Below are 20,727 nucleotides of genomic sequence, written 5' to 3' on the forward strand. Positions count from 1 at the left end.
TCTCCCGTAGGACGTATGCGGTATTAGCATCCCTTTCGGAATGTTGTCCCCCACTAATAGGCAGATTCCTAAGCTTTACTCACCCGTCCGCCGCTAGCTCAGTTACCGAAGCAACCTCGCCCGCTCGACTTGCATGTGTTAAGCCTGCCGCCAGCGTTCAATCTGAGCCATGATCAAACTCTTCAGTTAAAATCATTTCGAGTTTTATAAGTAAAACTCTTAAACTTGGCTCATCAATTTTCTGACTTAAATTTCGCTCAAATAAACTTCGAGTAATTTAAACCAATCAATCAATGAAAATAATTTCGATTAATCAATCAGTAAAAATCCACACAAGTTGTTCTTCATAATCTCTTAATGATCTTCTGTTATTTCGTCAATAACAGCACCAACTCAATCAACACTGCGTTCGTGTGCTGCGTATTCTATACAGTTTTCGAATAGACGCAATATGTTTTTAGGTTTTTTTTCAAAAAAAGTATCATCCGCCCAAGTTTTAAGCGTATTTTATATTTTTATCACGTTTTTCTTATAATTTTCTTTTTTTCGCACGTTACTAGATTGGTTTTTTAAATAAATCCTTTTAAAGCGATAACAAAAAACAACCAGCTCAATTGAGCTGGTTGCAAATCTATATTAATTGGCTTGTTCTGCAAGCCATGACATGAACTTTTGTCGCTCTGCTTTACTGGCTTGTTGCCACAATTGAATCAATTGTTGCTCTTTGCCCTGTGCTTGTTTTTGTGTAGGCAATGTGGCTGGGGTAGTTTTCTCAGATGGGAATACTGCTGCCGCGGTATAAACTGCTGCTGGCTGATTCACAGCCGTAGTGTTTTGAGTTGCATCTACTGTTTTATTGCGTAAGCTACCGCTTAACCAACCAGTTGAACTTGCTTTGGCACCTGTTTGTTGTACTAACAATTGATTCTTTTGATTATATAAGCCAACGCTAGGTTGATCTTTAAATTCTTTTGCAGCATCGAAATCTTTAGGTGGATTCACCAAAGCAAGTCGATAGTTTTCACCATCTTGAAGAATTGGAGTTTTGAGCGTAATAACACCCGATTTTAAAATATCGTGCGCACCATTATGATGTTCAAAATATTGTTGATAACGCAAATTAATGACATTTTCACCCGCATTAACTTTGACTTGCTGTGCAGAACTGAATAAACCTGAACGAATTTCTTGATCATTTACAGCGAGTAACTTAATTTCTTCTGGTACTGCAATGGTTACTGCTGAAAATGCTGAACTACAAGCTATCAATGCAATACTTGCTACGCCTAATTTAAATGCCATATTTCACTCTGTATCATTTATTAAAGTTTGATTGCACTATGCAATGTATAAATGACAGTTTTATGACAACTAATGGTTTCAGGCATTTTCACATGAATAAGGAAGTTGCTAAGACACATCATTAACACTCCCCTCCCTCGAAACAAAAAAAAGTAGGATGAATCATCACCCTACTTTTTAGTCTGTGCAGTATGTATTGCTAGAGCTTAGTTAAAGCTTTTGAAACGTTCTGCATCATCCATAAATGTTTTTTCACCCGCAGGTGCTTCAATTGAACCAAACACCAATTGAGCACGCAGTTTCCAATTTGCTGGAATGTCATAAGTTTGAGCAACTTCTTCATCTACGATTGGGTTGTAGTGCTGTAATGATGCACCCACATTGATTTCAGATAACGCTGTCCACACTGCGAATTGTGCAATCCCTGTTGAATGCTCTGACCATACTGGGAAGTTGTCTGCATATAGGGGAAATTGTTCTTGTAGACCTTTTACAACATCCTGATCTTCGAAAAATAATGCTGTGCCAAAACCTGCACTAAAGCTGTTAATTTTTGCTTCTGTATTTTCAAATGCGTCTGCAGGAACTATTTTACGTAAAGTTTCTAAAACGATATTCCAGAATTGCGTATGCGAAGCACCGTATAAAGTCACAACACGTGAAGTTTGCGAGTTAAATGAAGACGGGCTTAAACGAACCGCTTGTTTAATGGTGCTTTCAATAATTGCCTGATCTACAGGAACGTTTTTACCAAGTGCATAGATTGAGCGACGTTTTTCTAATTGATTCAAAAAAGACATTTTTGATTCCTCTGCAGTATTTTGTAGAAATTGGTTTATTACAGCGATATTAAGTCTTTTATTCAGCATAAACATTACATAAAATACGACAGTGTGTTTTATGTATAGAACGATTATAGTTTTATAAAGTGACAAATGTATGTGACTGCATCTATATACCTATTCTACAGATACAGCCTTTTGCAACATAATATACTGCGGTTGGCTCTTTGTGGCGCATAATAAGAAGCTGATTTGACCAATCTTAATCAAATGCTGTCATTTAGGCATAAAGTTTAAATTGATTTTGATAGTTTGCATGACACCTCTCGGTTGCTTCTTCTTCAATTGATCCAAAAACAAGTTGTGAGCGTAATAGCCATGTATTTGGAATATCAAAATGCTCTGCCACAGCGTGGTCTATGCTTTGATTAAAATGTTGTAAAGATGCACCCACACCTGAATCTGCCAGTGCTGTCCACACCACAAATTGTGCCATGCCTGAAGTTTGCTCCGACCAAATTGGAAATTCTGCAGCATGAAATAGAATTTTCTTTTGCAATTGACGAATAACTTGTTGATCTTCATAGAACAATACCGAGCCAAAAGCTGCTGCACATTGTTCAATTTTCATTTTAGTACCTGCTAAAACCTGCTTGGGTACAAATTGGCGTTGCAAGTCCTGCACTAAATTCCAAAACTTTTTATGTGATTCAGAAAACAAACCTACTTTGTGAATGATGTGCCGATGGTCAGCTAAGCACAGCTTCCTGAATCAGCTCGGCCCTATACGTTTGGCTAAAATGGATGCGTTTACCTAAAGCATAAATACTACGGCACTTTTTAAATTGATCGATGAAAGTCAGTTCATTACCGTCATGGTTCAGCTTTTTCTTAAGCTTAAAGTCTTTCGTGATATCTGCTGTAAGCACATACTCATTTTGACTGCCCAAAAAAATCAATCTAATATTTTTCTTATTCTATCTAGACGGATGTGCTTTTATTCACATTCGTATTTTTAGCTGCTGCTTTATACAACACTCAAACCGGCTAAAAACAACAAACTCCGCATTTTGCGGAGTTTGTATGAAACTTACAGCATTTTATATTTTTAAGCTTTAAAACTTATTTCTCAGTTTCAAACAGTGCCGCAACAAAAGACTTTGCCGAGAATGGACGTAAATCATCAATTTTTTCACCCACACCGATAAAGCGAATTGGCACGTGGGTACGGCTTGCAATGTTAAATAACACGCCACCTTTTGCAGTACCATCTAATTTGGTAATGGTGATACCGGTTAAGCCAACAGCCTCATCAAACATTTCAACTTGATTAATGGCATTTTGACCTGTGCCTGCATCTACCACCAACATTACTTCATGCGGTGCAGTCGCATCAATTTTTTGCATTACACGCTTAACTTTAGTCAATTCTTGCATCAGGTTGCTTTTGTTATGCAAACGCCCTGCTGTATCTGCAATTAACACATCAATGCCTTTGGCACGCGCACTTTCAAAAGCATCGAAAATAACAGAAGCACTGTCTGCACCGTGACCTTGTGCAACAACGGCAACGTCGTTACGCTCACCCCAGATTTGCAATTGTTCAGTCGCTGCGGCACGGAAAGTATCCCCTGCGGCCAACATGACTTTTTTACCTTCACCCTGTAAGCGTTTTGCTAACTTACCAATGGTTGTAGTTTTACCTACACCATTCACACCCACGACTAAAATCACATAAGGGGTTTTATTGGCATCAATATGTAAAGGTTTTACCCGTGGTGCGAGCAAAGCCACCAATTCTTCTTGCAAAGCCTTGTATAAAGAATGCGAATAAATTAAGTCACCACGCGCAGTACGCTCGGTCAAATTGGCAATAATGGTTTTGGTTGCATCTACACCAATATCTGCAACCAACAATTGTTCTTCGACTTCTTCTAATAATTCATCATCAATTTCTTTACCGCCAATCAGAATATTCACCATGCCATCGGCAAAGTTTTTACGGGTTTTGGTTAACCCTTCTTTCATGCGACTAAAGAAACCACCTTTCGCAGGTGCTTCCGTGTCTGATGATGTTTCTGCAGCAGGTTCAGACGTTGCTGCTTGTTGTAGAGGTGTTGTTTCAACAATCGGAACATTTACCGCTGGTAAATTCGGTAATGTGACATCATCATCTCCGATATCAGCATCAATCAAAAATTTATTTTGCCCATTAGATTGCTGTTGCATGCCGAATCCTTGAAAAGCATTGCGTTAAAAAATCGGATTCTAACATAAACCAATTGCTTTTACCTCGTATTCCAATCACATAGCTGCATACAAAAAATACCTAAAGCAATCCTTGCCTTTCCGCTTTAATTTTTGAAAGATAAGCCGATAACGATTGATCTCCACTTGCTTATGTTCCAATTTTCGATGAAGTCTGTTTGTGCGTTGGTTTTAGGTTTAACAGCTTCAATTTGCCATGCAGAAGTTTTAACTGCGAATAACACTTTTGAAACCACACTCAACAATGGTTTAAAAGTCATTATTCGTGAAGACCATCGTTCTCCTATGGTGATGACACAAATTTGGTACAAAGTAGGCAGTAGCGATGAGTCGGGAAATACACTGGGTATTTCGCACGTACTTGAACACATGATGTTCAAAGGTACAGCCAAAGTACCGAATGATGAATTTACCCGTTTAAGTCGTATTTATGGTGGCACTGTCAATGCAGCAACCTTTACTAATTACACCAATTATTATCAGCTTTATCCCAAAACTTATTTCCCACTGGCTTTAGAGTTGGAAGCCGACAGAATGAGTAATTTGTTGCTTCGCCAACAAGATTTTGAGCCTGAAATTAAGGTGGTTATGGAAGAACGGCGGCAACGTACCGATGATAATCCACGGGCTTTGGCTTTTGAACGCTTTAAATGGATTGCCTACCCAACCAGTCATTATCGCCAACCCATTATTGGTCACATGAAAAACTTGCAAAGCATTCAGCTACAAGATGTACAGGCGTGGTACAAAAAATGGTATCGCCCCAATAATGCTATTTTAGTGATTGTGGGCGATGTAGATCATCAAACCGCATTGTTGCAAGTCCAAAAGTATTTTGGAGATATTCCGAAAGCACCTACGCCACCACGTAATGATGTGTTGGAGTTTGAACAATTAGGTTATCGGCACATGGAATTGTCTGCGGCTATACAAGTTCCTAATTTATATATGGCTTGGAATGTCGGCTCACTAGCAACAGCCAAAAATCCTCAAGATGCCTTTGCGCTCACCATCATCAAACAACTATTAGACAGTGGAATTACTTCACGTTTAGAACAGCGCTTGGTCAGAAATAATAAGATACTTAGCTCCATCAGTGTCAGTTATGATCCGTATCAACGTGGGGACAGTTTGTTTAGTATTTCGGCATTGCCTGCAGCAGGTGTAACGTTAAGCGAAGCGCAGGCCGCGATTCAAAACGAAGTAGATACGCTGAAACAGGATTTGGTCAATGCAAGTGAAATTGAGCGCGTGGTGACCCAGTTTGTGGCCAATTGGATTTATAGTCAGGATGATTTGGCTGGACAAGCCCGAACCATTGGCAACTTAGAAGTCAATGGATTTAGTCACCGTTTAATTGATGTTTTACCACAACACTTCCAAGCCATTACTGCTCAAGAGCTTCAACGCGTTGCGCAAAATTACTTTAATAAAGACAGACTCAGCACCTTGTATTTATTGCCTCAAAGCGCAACACCTTAAACTGTGACTTCCATGAAAAAGCATTTATTTTACACGCTTATTTTAAGCACGAGTTTTGGTCTATGTTCTGCTAGCTTTGCGATGGAAACTGCCACTACAGCAGCGCATGATTTTGCTGAAACAGACGTAAGCACGCCTTTGCAATCTCTGAACTTACTGCACAGTTTAAATGCTGTAAATGAATTGGGTGATGTTCGCGCTCCACAGGTGCATGAATTAAAAAATCATCGAAACGTACGCACTTTATTTGTCGAAAATCCTGCTTTGCCAATGGTTGATATCCAACTGACTTTTAATGCAGGTTCTGCCCGCGATGCAGAAATTGAAAAAGGTTTATTTGGCATTGCCAATATGGCAGCTCAACTGATGGATGAAGGCACCAAGCGTTATAAGGCAGAGGAAATTGCCGCAGCCTTTGAAACCACAGGCGCACGTTTTAGTGCCACGGCGTACCGCGATATGTTTGTGGTACGGCTAAGAACACTCTCTGATCCGCAGAAAATGCAAACTGCCGTCAAAATGATGTTGGAAATACTAAAAAACTCGACTTTTGAGCGCTCCAATATCCAGCGGATGCAAAGCAATACACAAATCGGACAAAAACAACTGCAAGAAAATCCAAGCCGTTTAATGAATATTCGCTTATATCGCGCAATTTACGGACAACATGCCTATGCAGAACCCATTACAGGCACCAATGGCAGTATCAAACGGATTCAACCAACGCACTTACAACAATTTAGAGATCAGTTTCTGGTCGCGCAAAATATGAATATTGCCATTACAGGCAAATTAACCTTAAAAGAAGCAGAAAAACTTGCCAACACTATAAGCACACATATTGTCCAAGGTACTGCAGCAACAGCTTTGCCACGGCCTACACCTGCAACACGGTTCAACATCCAGCATATTCCTTATCGCTCACAACAAGCGCATGTGAGTATTGCGCAACTTGCGACCACACGCGATGATCCTGATTATTTGGCTTTGGAAATTGCCAATAAAATACTGGGTGGCAGCAGTTTCAATTCTATTTTGATGAAAGAATTACGAGTAAAACGTGGCTACACTTACGGCGTCAGCAGTTCGTTTCGTTTTACCCAAGCAGCGGGTTTATTTAGCTTAGGCTATTCTACGCGCCAAGATCAGTTACTTGATAGTATTCAAGTCGCTCACCAAAGCTTGATTCAATTTGTACAACAACCCATCAATTTGGAGCAATTAAAAGAAACCAAAGCAGGTTTAATTCGTGCTTTTCCGAATCAATACAGCAGCAATGCCAGTATTAATGCCCAGCTTGGACACATCGGTTTTTATCGACTTCCTGTAAATTATTTAAGTGATTATGCAGAACGAGTGGAAAAAATTACCGCTGAAGATGTGCAACGTGCGATTCGCAAACATTTACAGCCTGATCGTTTAACTTTGGTGATTGTGAGCGAACATTTAGATAAAGCGGCATTGGAAAAAATGCTACAGGATAATTTACTTGCGCCAATATCTTTAACACCGACACTGCGCAATATGAAAACGACGCCAATAGATAAAATTACTCTTGCACCAAGGCAGGAAGTTGTTGAGCCCGATCTTGTTCCATCTGATGTGCCTGCATCAATTTTAAATAATACACATAACGAATTGGACGTTGATTGAGTAAACGCACTGCCATGTCTTGGGTATTAGCATACATAGATTGTTGCGACAAACGCTCAACATTTTGAAATTGTTGCACCCCAACTGGGCGATAAAGCGCAACACTTGCTAAAGTTAAAATAATAAAAATGATACTCAACACAACAATATTATAAATTTGCTCGAGTTTCAGTTGAGAAATAAATTGAATCGTTTTTTGAATTGCGTTGTGCATGACCTACCTCTAATCGCCTTAGTGTAGGATGCCCTTGTGAGTTGTACAAGTTAAACAGCTCAATTTTTACTGTATCGTCACGGTAAAAATTGAGCTTTTTTACAAATTCTACAAAGCATTCAGCTTTAGCCAATGGTGCCACGAATTACGGCAAAGTATAAAACCAATGCAATGACTGCAAGCACCAAAAAAATAGCAAATATACTGACACCGCCCTCTGCTTCGGCAGGATGCAGTTCGTCTTCATCTGCGATACGGAGTAATTCACCATCATAATTACGGTAAAATTCTATACGATCGCTTCGCTCTAAAGTCTTTGCAAAATCAGCCACACGTTTACGTTGCGCCAAGCAGTATTCACCTAAATGAACATCTCGACGTAAAATTGCCTCATCTAGTTTTTTTCGGTGATGATGTGCCAACTCAATAATTTGAGAAGTCAATGGAGGTACATCAAAAGCACATCCGTCTACGAATCTTGTCATGTTATTCTCCTTTTTTATCATGCTTAGAGCTTTAGTTTAATCAAAATTAAACTTGTTCAATGTTTAATCATGTAAACTTGAAATATGCTCATTAACCCCGATAATTATTTGACAATTCAATCAAATTGTAATATTAGTTTAACAATAAAGCATTAAATTTGTATGAAGCCTAAAAGGTAGGCTTAAATTAGTAATCATAATTACAATAAGGAGTTTAATATGATTCAAACGATCTCTCACCATGACTTAGAGCATGTTTATGCAAATGCAGTAAACACAATTCATTCACAAATGAACTTCCAAGATGCGGTAAAACAACTCGAAGAAGCTGCACGTGCAGGACATGGTAAAGCAGCAATGTTCTTGGCAGAACTGTATTATCAAGGTTTCCGTGTTGAACGTGATTCATTGAAAGCGCAATACTGGCAAAACATGGCCATCATGCAAGCATAATAAAACGTCACTTAGGTGGCGTTTTTTTGACCCTTAATTTAGATATTTAAACCATAAATACATATTTATTTACGATTTTAAGCAAAGCTTAAACGGTATATTCATCTATTCTTTTTACAATATAGCCAAATTTTACAACCTTGCTTGATTATGAATCAGATTAACCAACTCCACCCTTTACCAAGGGATTTCCTGCTTAAAGTTACACTATTAAAATCAATGATGTACTGCGGTGTACTTTGGGGTTTATATCATCAAGGGTGGGCAATGAGTTCAGATCACGATGATTATATTTTCCCTTTTTGGTTAAATGCAGTACAGGCGCATAAATATGCGGCAAAACACTGGCCACAATACAGTCCTCGTAAAATTTCCGCGCAGGATTTCGAGACTTCTTTGCTACCAACGCTCACTCGTTTAAATGTCATACCAACCTTGTATGGTTCATCAAGTCAAAAAATTAAACTGACCACTTCACAAATGAAGCATTTCTTTTTTAATGAACCTGCGTTAAATATTGCATAAATAGAACCAGAATAGAATTGACGTAAAAATACAATCTTGACGCTAAAGTATTTGCAATTTTTACAATTCACGTTACTTTAAAAGTCAAACAATAAACAACAATCAGGACACAGAATATGACCAAGGTAATTCACGTTTTACAAGATAAAGCACATCACGAAATTTACACAATTCGCCCAGAAGCAACGGTTTTAGAAGCTATTAGTTTAATGGCTGAAAAAGGCATTGGTGCGTTGGTGGTTACCGATCAAAACAATCATGTGGTTGGTATTCTGTCTGAGCGTGACTACACCCGTAAAGTTATTTTGATGGAACGAACCTCTAAAAGCACGACAGTCAGTGAAATTATGACTGCTAAAGTACTGACCGTAACCAAAAACACCAGTGTTAAAGAATGCTTGAACTTAATTACTGACCATCATTTACGTCACTTGCCTGTACTTGAAGATGAACAGCTGGTAGGTTTGGTGTCGATTGGTGATTTAGTGAAAGCGACTATGGATGATCAACGCAAACTGATCGAGCAATTACAACAATATATTGCAAGCTAAGTAACTGTTTTTTCAACCTGCAAAATATAAATAAAGATAAATAAAAAACGCCTAAACTTACACATTTAGGCGTTTTTTCATATTCAGTAAAATTAGTTCAAACCTAATTTTTCTGCTACATAGTCAGCATCTTTATCACCACGACCTGAAAGATTGACCACAATTTTCAAGTCTCTTGCCATTTTTGGTGCTTCACGCAAGGCCCAAGCCACCGCATGTGAGCTTTCCAAAGCAGGTACAATCCCCTCTACGCGTGACAAGGTCATAAAGGCATCTAAACACTCTTGGTCTGTTGCTGTTGAATATTCCACGCGACCAATATCTTTTAAAAAGCTATGTTGAGGCCCCACACCTGGATAATCCAAACCCGAAGCAATTGAATGGACTGGCAATGGCTCACCCTGCTCATCTTCAAGCACATAACACGCCATGCCGTGTAACTGACCAGGTTTACCCAAAGTTAAGGTTGCAGAGTGTTGATCTGTATCTAAACCATGTCCTGCAGGTTCTATACCCACAAGCTTAACTTCAGGATCATTTAAGAAGGCAGTAAATGCACCCACTGCGTTTGAACCACCACCCACACATGCCACGATATAATCTGGATTTACCCCAAAGCGTTCTTGGCTTTGCATTTTAATTTCATCGCCAATAATTGCTTGGAAATCACGTACCATTTTTGGAAATGGATGTGGACCAACCACCGAACCAATTGCATAAATGTAATTTTTCGGGTCTTTTAAATATTCTTCAAATGCGCTGTCTACGGCATCCTTTAAAGTCGCTGTGCCACGTGTGACGGATATCAGCTTAGCACCTAAAATTTTCATTTTCACAACATTTGGATGTTCTTTTTCAATATCGACCTGTCCCATGTGAATTTCACACGGAATGCCCACAAGCGCACATGCCGTTGCCAACGCGACACCATGCTGTCCCGCACCTGTTTCCGCAATCACTTTGGTTTTACCCATATATTTGGCGAGCAATGCTTCACCTATACAGTGATTGATTTTATGTGCACCCGTATGATTTAAATCTTCACGCTTTAAATAAATTTGTGCACCACCCAACTGCTCAGATAAACGTTTTGCATGAAACAAAGGACTCGGACGTCCTACATAATTGGCAAATAAATCCTTTAATTCATTTTGAAATTCTGCTGTATGACGAATTTCTTCATAAGCAAGGTTAATTTCATCCATGGCTGCTTTTAAATGCGGTGGAATAAACTGCCCGCCATATTGTCCGAAAAAACCTTCTTCATTCGGTAATGCGATGCCATTGATTTGATGTTCCATCTCGATCCCCTCAAATTGAAATTCACGTTGCTTATCGTATTAGTATTTCATCAATATGCATGCAATAACTGATATTGATAAAAAATTAATGGAAAAAATGGCGCTTATCGCGCCAAATATTTCGTCATATCTTCAATGCCTTTTAAAGTCATTGGATACATATGATTTTCAAAAATTTGTCGAATTAAACCAATAGTATGTGTGTAATGCCAATAGCCTTCCTGTTCAGGATTCAGCCATGCGGTTTTTTCAAAATGCTGACGCAGACGTTGTAGCCAAACTTGCCCCGCTTCATCATTCATATATTCCACCGAACCACCAATCGAATTTAGCTCATAAGGTGCCATACTCGCATCACCAACCACAATTACCCGATAGTCGCGTCCATAGGTATTAAATAAATCCCACGTGTTCATACGGGTACTGCTACGACGCAAATTGTCTTTCCAAACATAGTCATATAAGCAGTTATGGAAATAAAAATATTCGAGGGTTTTAAATTCAGTTTTAGCTGCGCTAAACAGTTTTTCACATTGGGCAATGTGAGCATCCATAGAGCCGCCTACATCAAATAGCATCAATACTTTGACACGATTGCGGCGTTCGGGAACCAGTTGCACATCTAAAATGCCCTGCTTTGCTGTTTCACGGATGGTGCCATCTATATCTAGCTCTTCCGCTGCACCTTGACGGGCAAACTTGCGTAAACGGCGCAAAGCCAATTGCATTTGCCGTGTACCTAAAATCTGCTCATCATCCAAATTGCGGTATTGACGCTGCTCCCAGACTTTAACTGCAGAACGCTTACGTCCTGGCCCACCAATACGCACACCTTCTGGATGATCACCATAAGCCCCAAAAGGTGATGTGCCACCCGTACCAATCATACGGTTGCCACCCTGATGCTTTTTATGCTGTTCACGCAAGCGCTCTTCTAGCATTTTCATCAGTTCTTCTAATGATCCTGCTTTTTTCAGTTCTTCACGCTGCTCTGGCGTAAGATGCTTTTCAAGCAACTCTAAATCAAACCAGTCTTTGGGTAATTGATGAACTTGGTTCAGCAAATCATCTAGATCGAAAGTAGAAATGCCATCAAAATAGTCTTTCATGGCACGGTCAAACTTGTCAAAAAAACGCTCATCTTTAACCATGACAGTTTTAACAAGTTGATAGAATTCATCTTGGTCTGCAAAAACCAAACCCGATGCCACTGCCTGATTTAAGTCGATCAATTCACGTGTGGTGACAGGTACACCGTAGCGTCGCAAGGTATAAAACAAGCGCACAAACATGGCGTTGTCCTCCCTTAACGGCGCGACATAAAGGCTAAACGCTCAAGCAATTGCACATCTTGTTCATTTTTGATTAATGCGCCGTATAAAGGCGGAATGGCTTTGCTTTTATCACTATGACGCAAAATATCTTCAGGCATGTCATCTGCCATCAATAGGCTTAACCAATCAATGAGTTCAGACGTAGATGGTGGTTTTTTTAAGCCGGGAACTTGGCGTAATTTAAAGAAAACTTGTAAAGCTTCTGAAACCAAGCTGCTTGAAATATTCGGGAAATGCACATCGATAATATCGCGCATGGTCGCTTCATCTGGGAAATCAATATAATGGAAGAAACAGCGACGTAAAAAAGCGTCTGGCAGTTCTTTTTCATTATTAGAAGTGATGATCACGATTGGACGTTGTGTTGCGGTAATGGTTTCGCCTGTTTCATAAACATAAAACGACATTTTATCAAGTTCATGCAACAGGTCATTTGGGAATTCAATATCTGCCTTGTCAATTTCATCAATCAACAACACACAGCGTTCTGTGCTAGTAAATGCTTCCCACAATTTTCCAGGTTTAATATAGTTTTTAACGTCATACACACGGTCATCGCCCAGTTGGCTGTCACGCAAACGCGACACTGCATCATATTCATATAAACCTTGCTGCGCTTTGGTGGTCGATTTAATGTGCCATGTAATCAACTTTAAACCCAAACTTTGAGCCACCTGCTCAGCCAATAAGGTTTTACCTGTACCTGGCTCACCTTTCACCAAAAGTGGTTTTTGCAAAGCACGTGCGGCTTTCACCGCAAGTTTTAAACTATCAGTCGCAATGTACTGATCTGTACCTGAAAATTGTTGCGTATCAACAGACATGATTTTACCTTAATTGTTTTAGTTACAGTGGTGAGGTGTTTTTGTTGGCTGTATAAGTGGTTTGTTTAAGACGGTATCTTGACCAGAAATAGCCGACCAACAAGCCAAGACCGATCACAAATAAAATGGCAGATAAATTAGACCAAACCAATGGCATTTCTTTGGTTAAAACACCAAAAAGAAGTCCAAAGATGGCTGGGGCAAGTGCTGCATTGCTGCCTTCAGATACTGTGGGGGTAAGTAAAATTGCAAACAGCACAATCCAAGTGATACCACCTAATGGGTTTGGCAAGCGTTTGGCAATTTGATACCAACACCACAAAATAATGGCACTTCCCAATAAGTAAATAGAAACAGCAATTGCAGTTTCAGGAATTGAATCCAATCCAGTCATCACGCTATTCATTTCTCAACTCCTGAACAAAGGTTATGCACCGCGTAAGCCTTCTGGTTCCACAGCGTTTGGATTAATTAAACCTTCTGGCGGTACTTGAATAAAGAAACCACGTGTTTGAATAGAATCTATAACGTGCAAAACATTCACACGTGCCAACTTGCGGCTTTCAGATAATTCCAAATCCATTACAAATGTCGCACGACCAAATGCAACTCGCATTGGCTCAGGTAATACTTCAAGCGGGTCAAACGCTTCTGCTTGATCTTCAGTTTGCTCAGGACGGGCGATGTATAAATACATCTCATCTTTTTTGCTCGACTTATAAATTGAACAGTGCATAAACAACAAAACTCTAAAAACTCAGGCAAAGGATACAACAAAAAAAACCGAGATACATTAACCATTATTAACGCATTGGTCTATGTTTATTCTCAAACAAAGAATGACGTGAAAATTCATCCATTTTGATGTAAAAACTGCTGTATTTAAACGAAGATCAGTCTGGGTTATTCAGCAACTCTCATCTGACCAGACAAATAAGACTGATCGGCATGCAAAACTTCAATTAAAGGACGGGTTAATAATTCATATCGCCAACCTAACAAATAGTTGGGTAAATCTTGCTCATCGTTATGAAAAACCACATGTTGATAAAGTGCATTCAGCCATTTTTTTCGCAATAAAACTTCTTTTGGAATTTGAGTTTCCTGTACTGCACGCTGAATGACCTGTTCTACATTTTCACCCACTTCTTTTGAAGAATGGCGAATTGGGCGCGCCATACGCAATGGCCATTGTGATTGATCAGGCAGATATTTAATTAAATCTAAAATGGTTTTGCCATGTTCACGCACAATATGCGGGCGTAAATCTTTAATGTTGCTGAGCTGGAACTTATTTTTAGGATTTTTTTCGACTAAATCCAACATGGTTGAATTGCGCAAAATAAAACTTCGTGGTTGGTTTAAGGCTTTCACCATTTGCTCACGCCAAACAGATAACTGTTGTAATTGCATGAGTTGACGGCGTGAATGACGATAGTTGCCCACATCCTGATACAACAACTCTAAAGGTGTTTCTTCACCAATTTCCTGAGTTAAATTGCGGCAATCTTCATGTGCAAAATCCAGTAAATAATGTTGTTTTAAGTCTGTTTGTACCTTATCTGCCAATTGCATTAAATACAGCACGTCATTGGCAGCATAATTTAACTGCTCATCGGACAACGGACGTGCAAGCCAGTCTGAGCGGGTTTGCCCTTTATCAATATCGACATTGAGCATGGTTTTTAAAGCATTTTGATAGCTGACTTGTAAACCATGCCCTAAAAATGACATCCCTACTTGGGTATCAAACACGTTATTCAAGTTTTTTTTCTGCGCATAATGATAAATTAAATCAATATCTTCGCCGCAGGCATGAAAAATATTTTGCTGCGCCTGAAACAATTTTTCCCAAAATGCACTTAAATTTAAAGCAGCCCCATCTAATAAATAAACCTGATCATTAATATTAATCTGGAATACGCCTAATTTCGGCCATAAAGTATCAACCTTAATAAATTCGGTGTCTAAACCATAAATGCTGTTTTGGCTCATTAATGCCAAGACATTTTCAAAGTCTTTTTGTTGATGAATAAATTGGAACATAGTGAGCAGGTAAAACAGGATTCGCTAGGGCTTCATTTTAAACATTAAATAGTATTTAGCTATAAAAATATGTCCAGTATTTTCATTGTTTATCTTATTTGGGATGTCGATACCATTAAAAGTTAAATTTTTATCGTTTTTTATCTTAATTTGATTTTTTCGCCTTTGAATGCAGGTCTTAATTTCTATGAATGATTGATTAGATGGCCATCAACATAATGCTCACATAAATCATAGGAAATAAGCACCTAAATGCTTATTTCATTCGCATCCGATTATGCACCGCCTGACTTAAAGTATGACTATCGACATATTCAAGTTCGCCCCCTTGAGGCACACCTTGTGCAATACGAGTCATCTGTACAGGCAAATGTTTGGTCGCTTCGACCAAATAGTGTGCTGTCGCCTGACCTTCTACAGTGGCATTAGTCGCCAAAATGACTTCAGTAATGTTGCCATCGCTTAAACGCTGAACCAAATACGGAATACCAATTTCATCAGGCCCAATGCCATCTAAAGGTGATAAGTGCCCACCTAAAACATGGTATTTACCACGGAAACTTCCACTTTGCTCAATTGCCATGACATCGGCTGGAGATTCTACCACGCAAAGCAAGTGTGGATCACGGTCATGTGAGGCGCAAATATTGCAAACTTCATCTTCGGTTAATGAATGACAAATTGAACATTCGTGAATATAACTCGTGGCTTCGTTCAAAGCGTGAGCCAAACCKACTGCACCCTCTCTATTTTTCATGATCAGGTGCAATGCCATGCGTTGAGCCGATTTTGGCCCAACACTTGGCAAAATGCGTAGCGCTTGTACCAGTTGATCAAAACGATCACTAAACATACGCCGTTCCTTAGAATAAACCTGCCAAGCCCGGTGGCAAGCCCATACCTGAATTCGCAGACTTCATTTTTTCTTCAGAAATCTCTTCGGCTTGACGAACGGCATCATTCATTGCAGCGGCAATCAAATCTTCAATCATGTCTGCATCGTCTTGCAATAATTCAGGATTAATTTCAATGCGTTTTACCACATTACGGCAAGTCATGGTCACTTTCACTAAACCACCACCCGCTTCTGCATGCACTTCAGTTTGCGCAAGTTCTTCTTTGGCTTTTTTAATGTTGTTTTCCACTTCTTTTTGCATACGCTGCGCTTGCTGCATCAACATATTAATGTTCATAAAAAATCTCCGAACAATTGATCTATTTAGTTTTAAATGAGGTCTAAACCGCGCTCGATGTCGCGAATAATATCATCAATATCTTCCAAGCCAACAGAAACACGAATTAAACCTTCACTGATGCCTGCTGCTTGTTTGGCTTCTGCGGTCATTCTGCCATGAGATGTTGTTGCAGGATGGGTAATGGTTGACTTTACATCCCCCAAGTTACTGGTGATGGACAGGAAGCGTGTGTTGTCAATCACGGTCCACGCGCCTTGACGCTCACCTTTCACCACAAACGATACAACACCACCAAAGCCAGACTGTTGCTTTTTCGCCAACTCGTGCCCTGTGTGATGCGGCAAGCCTGCATAATACACTTTTTCAACTTTTGGATGTGCATCTAGCCACTCGGCAAGTGTTTGCGCACTGGCGCAATGTGCTTTCATCCGCAGGCTTAAAGTTTCTAAGCCTTTTAAGAAAATCCATGCGTTAAATGGACTTAATGAGTTACCCAAAGTACGAATCACACCATTGATTTCTTCAACCAATTTGTTTTTACCTACCACAGCGCCACCTAAAGCACGTCCCTGCCCATCAATATATTTGGTCGATGAGTAGATAATCAGGTCTGCACCAAATTTAATCGGTTGTTGTAAAACTGGAGTGCAGAAAGTGTTATCGACTGCAAATAATGCATTATTTGCATGGGCAATATCGGCAATAGCTTGTAAATCGCCCACTTGTGCCAATGGATTCGATGGCGTTTCAATAAATAAAAGACGTGTGTTAGGACGAATGGCTTGTTTCCAGCTCTCTAAATCTTCTAAATCAACAAAAGTGACATCGACACCAAACTTCATCACATATTTTTCAAATAGTGAAATGATCGAGCCAAATACAGCACGTGAACAGACTACATGATCACCCGCTTTAAGATAAGCCAAAGTGATCGCATGAACGGCCGCCATACCCGAACTTGTCGCAACCGCACGTTCTGCACCATCTAATACTGCCAAGCGTTTTTCAAAAGCCTGTACAGTTGGATTGGTATAACGTGAATAGGTATTGCCTTCAATTTCACCTGAGAATTTTGCAGCTGCATCGGCAGCATTTTCACAAACAAATGATGAAGTCAGGAAAATTGGCTCACTGTGCTCGCCTTCAATTGTACGGTTGTGTCCAGTACGAATTGCCAAAGTATCTAATTGATATTCAATGTCGTCGTGTTGACTCATCTTTACTGCTCAGCCCTAAACTTAGTCCTAAGACCTGTTTGTTAAATAATTGCCAACATTTTGAGCGCCAAGCGCATTTAAGGTCAAGGTAAAATGTATAAATATCGCTTAGACTTCATTCAAATCGGCGCCACGTGTGATGGAACACCTCATGAATCAGCTACAAAGAAAATTTAATCTGCACCGAAAAAAGCTTAAAAACCTCAGCACTCGCTTATTTAAAAGCCGTGATTTGATATTATCTCAGACCACGCCATACGACATCGTGGCACGTTATAAGTATGCGCAGATTCGCTATTACGCTTCGCCAGATAAGCAATATAAAGAGCCGCTGGTTTTTGTTGCGCCTTTAGCAATTACCATGTCGATTTATGACTTATATCCTTATCGCTCTTTAGTGAAACATTTTCAGCATAGCGGTTTTGATGTGTATTTGGTTGATTGGGGACAATTGACCTATCAACATTGTCATTTAAATTTTATGGCTTTTATTCAGGATGCAATCCCTAATTGTATTCAACTCATTTTACAACACGCCAAAGTCGAACAAATTTCACTACATGGTTGGAGTATGGCGGGTGTTTTTGCCATGCTTTATACCGCAGACCAACAATCCGCACATATTAAAAACTTGATGGTTTTGGGTAGCCCCGTAGATAGTTATGCTTCTGGGCGGGTTGGTAAACTCTTTCAATCGACCAATAAGCTGATTTCTAAATACCCGAAACTGCAACATGCCTTTTATTCAGGAAAAATTCCCAAGCATTTTATTCATACACCAGGTTTAATCAATGCGATTGGTTTTAAGATTTTAGACCCTAGAGCATGGCTTGAAAGCAATAAACAGATGCTCTCGAATCTGCACGACTTACAAACCTTGCATGAAAATGCCACTTTAGCCAATTTTTTAAATAATATGATTGATTATCCGGGCGGCATTAATCAAGACATGATGTTAAATGTGTGGCTGCAAAATCCGCTCAAACAAGGCGCTATTCAACTGAATCAACATACCATTAAGCTTGAAAATATTAATTGTTCACTTTTGGTTGGTGCAGGTGATAGCGATCAAATTGTCACGGCCGAAGCTGCCCAACCTTTATGTGAATTGACAAGTAGTAGCGATGTCACGTTTACTCTCATTCCAGGGGGACATTTAGGTTTAATGTCCAGTCAAAAAAGTGCTAATGAATTTTGGCCTAAATTGACCACATGGTTAGAACAACGATCCAGCAAAATCGCATAAAGAGAGCACGAACATGATTCAATCTGTTGCATTTATTGGCTTAGGCGCAATGGGCTACCGCATGGCAGCACATTTACCCAAACATTTTGACACGGTCTATGTTTGGAATCGTAACTTTGCCAAAGCCGAGCAACATGCTGCAGAATATGGCACTCACGCGGTTGAATTGGCCCAAGCGGTACAGGCTGATATTATTTTTTCTTGCTTGCCTACCAGTACCGAAGTTGAAAACCTGATTGCACAAGTCCAACATAAAGCAGGTTCAGTTTGGGTCGATTGCACCAGTGGCGTACCCGAAAGTGCTAAAAAACTAGTACAAAAACTTGAAGCACAACAGGTCGACTTTTTAGATGCACCTGTGAGTGGGCAAACCATTGGGGCAGAAAATGCAACATTAACAGTTATGATTGGTGGTAAAGCAACTGCTTTTGAAAAAGCGCTACCTGCAATTCAGTCTTTTGGTAAAGTGATTCAACATGTAGGTGAACCTGGTGCAGGCTTTGCAGTAAAAGCAGTCAACAATATGTTAATGGCTGTGAGTTTATGTGCTGCAGCTGAAGGTTTTACCGCCTTAAAAGCACATGGCGTAAACTTAAATCAGGCCTTGCAATGTATTAATGCTTCGAGCGGCAAAAGTGCAGTAACGGAAATGATTTTGCCCCAGCGAGTACTGAACCGTGCTTTTCCAAATACTTTTGCTTTACCTTTACTAGCTAAAGATACAGGCATTGCATTAGATTTAGTACGTGAAGCAGCTTTGCCTGCACCTGTACTGGCTTTAACCCAAAGTCTAATTCAAGCAGCAAATTTAAACTCAGAAAAAGACAGTGACTTTTCCACTGTCGTGAAAATGTATGAATTATGGAGTAAGATTACCCTAGAGTAAGAACTCGCCATTGAATATACAGCTATAATCCCAATAATGTGTATTAAGTGACTAGTCACATCATCATTAAATAGAGGAAACTCTTATGAACAAGTTTAGCATTGCCGTATTTGCAAGCCTTGCAACTTTAATTGGGGCAAGTTCAACTGCTTTTGCATCTGAACAAGAATGTCAAAAACTTAAAAATGACCATGATGTGATTTACGCATCAAAAGGCTTCTGTTTTAAAGATCCTGAAGCTAAAGCCCGTTTTGGTAATGACAACTGCTATACAACAAAGCCAAAGTTCTCTGAAAAAGAACAACAACGTCTTGACACAATCAAAGCACGTCAAAAAGAACTGAACTGTAAATAACCGTTCTAAAATAGCATAGGCTGAATTTAAGGAATCATAATGGCTTACGATGATCAAAATATTTTTGCAAGAATTCTACGTGACGAGCTTCCTGCAATTAAAGTGTATGAAGATGACCAAGTTCTTGCGTTTATGGACATCATGCCGCAAGCCGATGGTCACACTCTCGTGATTCCCAAGACACCTGCAGTAACTTTATTGGATTTACCTGCAGATGCAGCAGCTTATACTATTCAAATTGTTCAAAAAATTGCGAAAGCTATGCAGCAAGCTTTGGGTGTAGATGGTATTGTATTAATGCAATTGTCAGGTGCAAGTGCAGGTCAAACTGTCCCTCATGTACATTTCCATTTAATTCCAACTTCAGTTCACGAACTTGGAAAACATGCTGCACAAATGGGCGACCAAGAAAAAATTAAAGCCCAAGCAAAAAAAATTAAAGCAGCGCTTTAAAAATTTCAAAAATGTCATACAAAATGAATGGAGCAGCTGCTCCATTTTTTCATCTCAAGCTTTAACCCTGCATTTTTTATAGCAGTTTATGACAATAGCATGTCAATCTTTTTGCAATTAAGTTATTCATTACATATATTTTTTCTAAATTTAA

The 20,727-nt window shown here is 39.5% G+C and carries 23 protein-coding genes, 1 rRNA gene and 1 pseudogene; 9 read left to right on the forward strand and 16 right to left on the reverse strand.

Annotation, left to right across the window (positions count from 1 at the left end):
* The 5 genes and pseudogenes from BJN41_RS08125 to ftsY all read right to left on the reverse strand — a co-directional run.
* Positions 1-189: ribosomal RNA gene (locus tag BJN41_RS08125) — 16S ribosomal RNA — on the reverse strand; the annotation flags it as partial.
* Between the two features lie 447 nt (positions 190-636).
* Positions 637-1,302, reverse strand: a complete 666-nt coding sequence (locus tag BJN41_RS08130) for a DUF2057 domain-containing protein (protein WP_070154465.1) — start codon at positions 1,300-1,302, stop codon at positions 637-639.
* A gap of 206 nt (positions 1,303-1,508) precedes the next feature.
* Positions 1,509-2,102 carry a nitroreductase family protein gene (locus tag BJN41_RS08135; protein ID WP_070154467.1) on the reverse strand — a complete coding sequence of 198 codons (594 nt, stop codon included), beginning with the start codon at positions 2,100-2,102 and terminating at the stop codon, positions 1,509-1,511.
* Positions 2,103-2,364: 262 nt separating this feature from the next.
* Positions 2,365-3,040 (reverse strand): annotated as a pseudogene (locus BJN41_RS08140) (hypothetical protein).
* A gap of 166 nt (positions 3,041-3,206) precedes the next feature.
* Positions 3,207-4,313, reverse strand: a complete 1,107-nt coding sequence (gene ftsY, locus BJN41_RS08145; protein ID WP_019837903.1) for a signal recognition particle-docking protein FtsY — start codon at positions 4,311-4,313, stop codon at positions 3,207-3,209.
* A 171-nt stretch (positions 4,314-4,484) separates the two neighbouring features.
* Here ftsY and BJN41_RS08150 point away from each other — a divergent pair, with 171 nt between their 5' ends.
* Positions 4,485-5,834, forward strand: coding sequence for a M16 family metallopeptidase (locus BJN41_RS08150; protein ID WP_034607431.1), 1,350 nt, complete (start codon positions 4,485-4,487; stop codon positions 5,832-5,834).
* A 12-nt stretch (positions 5,835-5,846) separates the two neighbouring features.
* On the forward strand, positions 5,847-7,487 hold the full coding sequence (locus BJN41_RS08155) for a M16 family metallopeptidase (RefSeq protein WP_070154469.1): 1,641 nt from the start codon (positions 5,847-5,849) through the stop codon (positions 7,485-7,487).
* Here BJN41_RS08155 and BJN41_RS14790 read toward each other — a convergent pair.
* Complete coding sequence (locus tag BJN41_RS14790; protein WP_074964460.1) at positions 7,384-7,701, reverse strand: hypothetical protein; 318 nt, start codon at positions 7,699-7,701, stop codon at positions 7,384-7,386. The genes BJN41_RS08155 and BJN41_RS14790 overlap by 104 nt on opposite strands.
* A 125-nt stretch (positions 7,702-7,826) precedes the next feature.
* Positions 7,827-8,186: a hypothetical protein gene (locus BJN41_RS08160; protein WP_070154471.1), complete on the reverse strand. Its 360-nt coding sequence runs from the start codon at positions 8,184-8,186 to the stop codon at positions 7,827-7,829.
* Between the two features lie 219 nt (positions 8,187-8,405).
* Here BJN41_RS08160 and BJN41_RS08165 point away from each other — a divergent pair, with 219 nt between their 5' ends.
* The 3 genes from BJN41_RS08165 to BJN41_RS08175 all read left to right on the forward strand — a co-directional run bounded on the left by BJN41_RS08165 (position 8,406) and on the right by BJN41_RS08175 (position 9,715).
* Positions 8,406-8,639: a hypothetical protein gene (locus BJN41_RS08165; RefSeq protein ID WP_070154473.1), complete on the forward strand. Its 234-nt coding sequence runs from the start codon at positions 8,406-8,408 to the stop codon at positions 8,637-8,639.
* Positions 8,640-8,789: 150 nt separating this feature from the next.
* Positions 8,790-9,164 (forward strand): DUF2750 domain-containing protein, encoded by a 375-nt coding sequence (locus tag BJN41_RS08170; protein ID WP_070154476.1) that lies wholly within the window; start codon positions 8,790-8,792, stop codon positions 9,162-9,164.
* Positions 9,165-9,280: 116 nt separating this feature from the next.
* A complete protein-coding gene (locus BJN41_RS08175; protein ID WP_070154478.1) occupies positions 9,281-9,715 on the forward strand; it encodes a CBS domain-containing protein in 435 nt (144 codons plus the stop codon).
* A 92-nt stretch (positions 9,716-9,807) separates the two neighbouring features.
* Here BJN41_RS08175 and trpB read toward each other — a convergent pair whose 3' ends face one another.
* The 9 genes from trpB to BJN41_RS08220 all read right to left on the reverse strand — a co-directional run bounded on the left by trpB (position 9,808) and on the right by BJN41_RS08220 (position 17,633).
* Positions 9,808-11,016, reverse strand: coding sequence for a tryptophan synthase subunit beta (gene trpB, locus BJN41_RS08180; RefSeq protein ID WP_070154480.1), 1,209 nt, complete (start codon positions 11,014-11,016; stop codon positions 9,808-9,810).
* A gap of 104 nt (positions 11,017-11,120) precedes the next feature.
* On the reverse strand, positions 11,121-12,308 hold the full coding sequence (locus tag BJN41_RS08185; protein ID WP_070154482.1) for a vWA domain-containing protein: 1,188 nt from the start codon (positions 12,306-12,308) through the stop codon (positions 11,121-11,123).
* 14 nt (positions 12,309-12,322) lie between these two features.
* Positions 12,323-13,174: an AAA family ATPase gene (locus BJN41_RS08190; protein WP_019837910.1), complete on the reverse strand. Its 852-nt coding sequence runs from the start codon at positions 13,172-13,174 to the stop codon at positions 12,323-12,325.
* Between the two features lie 22 nt (positions 13,175-13,196).
* Positions 13,197-13,580 (reverse strand): hypothetical protein, encoded by a 384-nt coding sequence (locus BJN41_RS08195; protein ID WP_019837911.1) that lies wholly within the window; start codon positions 13,578-13,580, stop codon positions 13,197-13,199.
* 21 nt (positions 13,581-13,601) lie between these two features.
* A complete protein-coding gene (locus tag BJN41_RS08200) occupies positions 13,602-13,910 on the reverse strand; it encodes a YcgL domain-containing protein (RefSeq protein ID WP_019837912.1) in 309 nt (102 codons plus the stop codon).
* 167 nt (positions 13,911-14,077) lie between these two features.
* A complete protein-coding gene (locus BJN41_RS08205; RefSeq protein WP_070154484.1) occupies positions 14,078-15,220 on the reverse strand; it encodes a ribonuclease D in 1,143 nt (380 codons plus the stop codon).
* A 256-nt stretch (positions 15,221-15,476) separates the two neighbouring features.
* Positions 15,477-16,073 (reverse strand): recombination mediator RecR, encoded by a 597-nt coding sequence (gene recR, locus BJN41_RS08210; protein WP_070154486.1) that lies wholly within the window; start codon positions 16,071-16,073, stop codon positions 15,477-15,479.
* A gap of 10 nt (positions 16,074-16,083) precedes the next feature.
* A complete protein-coding gene (locus BJN41_RS08215) occupies positions 16,084-16,413 on the reverse strand; it encodes a YbaB/EbfC family nucleoid-associated protein (RefSeq protein WP_070154488.1) in 330 nt (109 codons plus the stop codon).
* Positions 16,414-16,445: 32 nt separating this feature from the next.
* Complete coding sequence (locus tag BJN41_RS08220) at positions 16,446-17,633, reverse strand: O-succinylhomoserine sulfhydrylase (protein ID WP_070154490.1); 1,188 nt, start codon at positions 17,631-17,633, stop codon at positions 16,446-16,448.
* Positions 17,634-17,784: 151 nt separating this feature from the next.
* On the opposite strand from BJN41_RS08220, the gene BJN41_RS08225 reads away from it, so the two are divergent.
* The 4 genes from BJN41_RS08225 to BJN41_RS08240 all read left to right on the forward strand — a co-directional run bounded on the left by BJN41_RS08225 (position 17,785) and on the right by BJN41_RS08240 (position 20,573).
* Positions 17,785-18,879, forward strand: coding sequence for an alpha/beta fold hydrolase (locus tag BJN41_RS08225; RefSeq protein ID WP_070154492.1), 1,095 nt, complete (start codon positions 17,785-17,787; stop codon positions 18,877-18,879).
* A 13-nt stretch (positions 18,880-18,892) separates the two neighbouring features.
* Positions 18,893-19,765, forward strand: a complete 873-nt coding sequence (locus BJN41_RS08230) for an NAD(P)-dependent oxidoreductase (RefSeq protein WP_070154494.1) — start codon at positions 18,893-18,895, stop codon at positions 19,763-19,765.
* Positions 19,766-19,850: 85 nt separating this feature from the next.
* Positions 19,851-20,120 (forward strand): YARHG domain-containing protein, encoded by a 270-nt coding sequence (locus BJN41_RS08235; RefSeq protein ID WP_070154496.1) that lies wholly within the window; start codon positions 19,851-19,853, stop codon positions 20,118-20,120.
* A gap of 39 nt (positions 20,121-20,159) precedes the next feature.
* Positions 20,160-20,573, forward strand: coding sequence for an HIT family protein (locus tag BJN41_RS08240; RefSeq protein ID WP_070154498.1), 414 nt, complete (start codon positions 20,160-20,162; stop codon positions 20,571-20,573).
* Positions 20,574-20,727 lie beyond the last annotated feature (154 nt).

Origin of the sequence: Acinetobacter towneri (genome assembly GCF_001758345.1) — a bacterium.
Classification (GTDB): Bacteria; Pseudomonadota; Gammaproteobacteria; order Pseudomonadales; family Moraxellaceae; genus Acinetobacter; species Acinetobacter towneri_A.

Excerpts from the sequence above, each read along its gene's own strand:
- BJN41_RS08130 (WP_070154465.1), bottom strand. The coding sequence starts at position 1,302 with ATGGCATTTAAATTAGGCGTAGCAAGTATTGCATTGATAGCTTGTAGT.
- BJN41_RS08135 (WP_070154467.1), bottom strand. The coding sequence starts at position 2,102 with ATGTCTTTTTTGAATCAATTAGAAAAACGTCGCTCAATCTATGCACTT.
- ftsY (WP_019837903.1), bottom strand. The coding sequence starts at position 4,313 with ATGCAACAGCAATCTAATGGGCAAAATAAATTTTTGATTGATGCTGAT.
- BJN41_RS08150 (WP_034607431.1), top strand. The coding sequence starts at position 4,485 with ATGTTCCAATTTTCGATGAAGTCTGTTTGTGCGTTGGTTTTAGGTTTA.
- BJN41_RS08155 (WP_070154469.1), top strand. The coding sequence starts at position 5,847 with ATGAAAAAGCATTTATTTTACACGCTTATTTTAAGCACGAGTTTTGGT.
- BJN41_RS14790 (WP_074964460.1), bottom strand. The coding sequence starts at position 7,701 with ATGCACAACGCAATTCAAAAAACGATTCAATTTATTTCTCAACTGAAA.
- BJN41_RS08160 (WP_070154471.1), bottom strand. The coding sequence starts at position 8,186 with ATGACAAGATTCGTAGACGGATGTGCTTTTGATGTACCTCCATTGACT.
- BJN41_RS08165 (WP_070154473.1), top strand. The coding sequence starts at position 8,406 with ATGATTCAAACGATCTCTCACCATGACTTAGAGCATGTTTATGCAAAT.
- BJN41_RS08170 (WP_070154476.1), top strand. The coding sequence starts at position 8,790 with ATGAATCAGATTAACCAACTCCACCCTTTACCAAGGGATTTCCTGCTT.
- BJN41_RS08175 (WP_070154478.1), top strand. The coding sequence starts at position 9,281 with ATGACCAAGGTAATTCACGTTTTACAAGATAAAGCACATCACGAAATT.
- trpB (WP_070154480.1), bottom strand. The coding sequence starts at position 11,016 with ATGGAACATCAAATCAATGGCATCGCATTACCGAATGAAGAAGGTTTT.
- BJN41_RS08185 (WP_070154482.1), bottom strand. The coding sequence starts at position 12,308 with ATGTTTGTGCGCTTGTTTTATACCTTGCGACGCTACGGTGTACCTGTC.
- BJN41_RS08190 (WP_019837910.1), bottom strand. The coding sequence starts at position 13,174 with ATGTCTGTTGATACGCAACAATTTTCAGGTACAGATCAGTACATTGCG.
- BJN41_RS08195 (WP_019837911.1), bottom strand. The coding sequence starts at position 13,580 with ATGAATAGCGTGATGACTGGATTGGATTCAATTCCTGAAACTGCAATT.
- BJN41_RS08200 (WP_019837912.1), bottom strand. The coding sequence starts at position 13,910 with ATGCACTGTTCAATTTATAAGTCGAGCAAAAAAGATGAGATGTATTTA.
- BJN41_RS08205 (WP_070154484.1), bottom strand. The coding sequence starts at position 15,220 with ATGTTCCAATTTATTCATCAACAAAAAGACTTTGAAAATGTCTTGGCA.
- BJN41_RS08215 (WP_070154488.1), bottom strand. The coding sequence starts at position 16,413 with ATGAACATTAATATGTTGATGCAGCAAGCGCAGCGTATGCAAAAAGAA.
- BJN41_RS08220 (WP_070154490.1), bottom strand. The coding sequence starts at position 17,633 with ATGAGTCAACACGACGACATTGAATATCAATTAGATACTTTGGCAATT.
- BJN41_RS08225 (WP_070154492.1), top strand. The coding sequence starts at position 17,785 with ATGAATCAGCTACAAAGAAAATTTAATCTGCACCGAAAAAAGCTTAAA.
- BJN41_RS08230 (WP_070154494.1), top strand. The coding sequence starts at position 18,893 with ATGATTCAATCTGTTGCATTTATTGGCTTAGGCGCAATGGGCTACCGC.
- BJN41_RS08235 (WP_070154496.1), top strand. The coding sequence starts at position 19,851 with ATGAACAAGTTTAGCATTGCCGTATTTGCAAGCCTTGCAACTTTAATT.
- BJN41_RS08240 (WP_070154498.1), top strand. The coding sequence starts at position 20,160 with ATGGCTTACGATGATCAAAATATTTTTGCAAGAATTCTACGTGACGAG.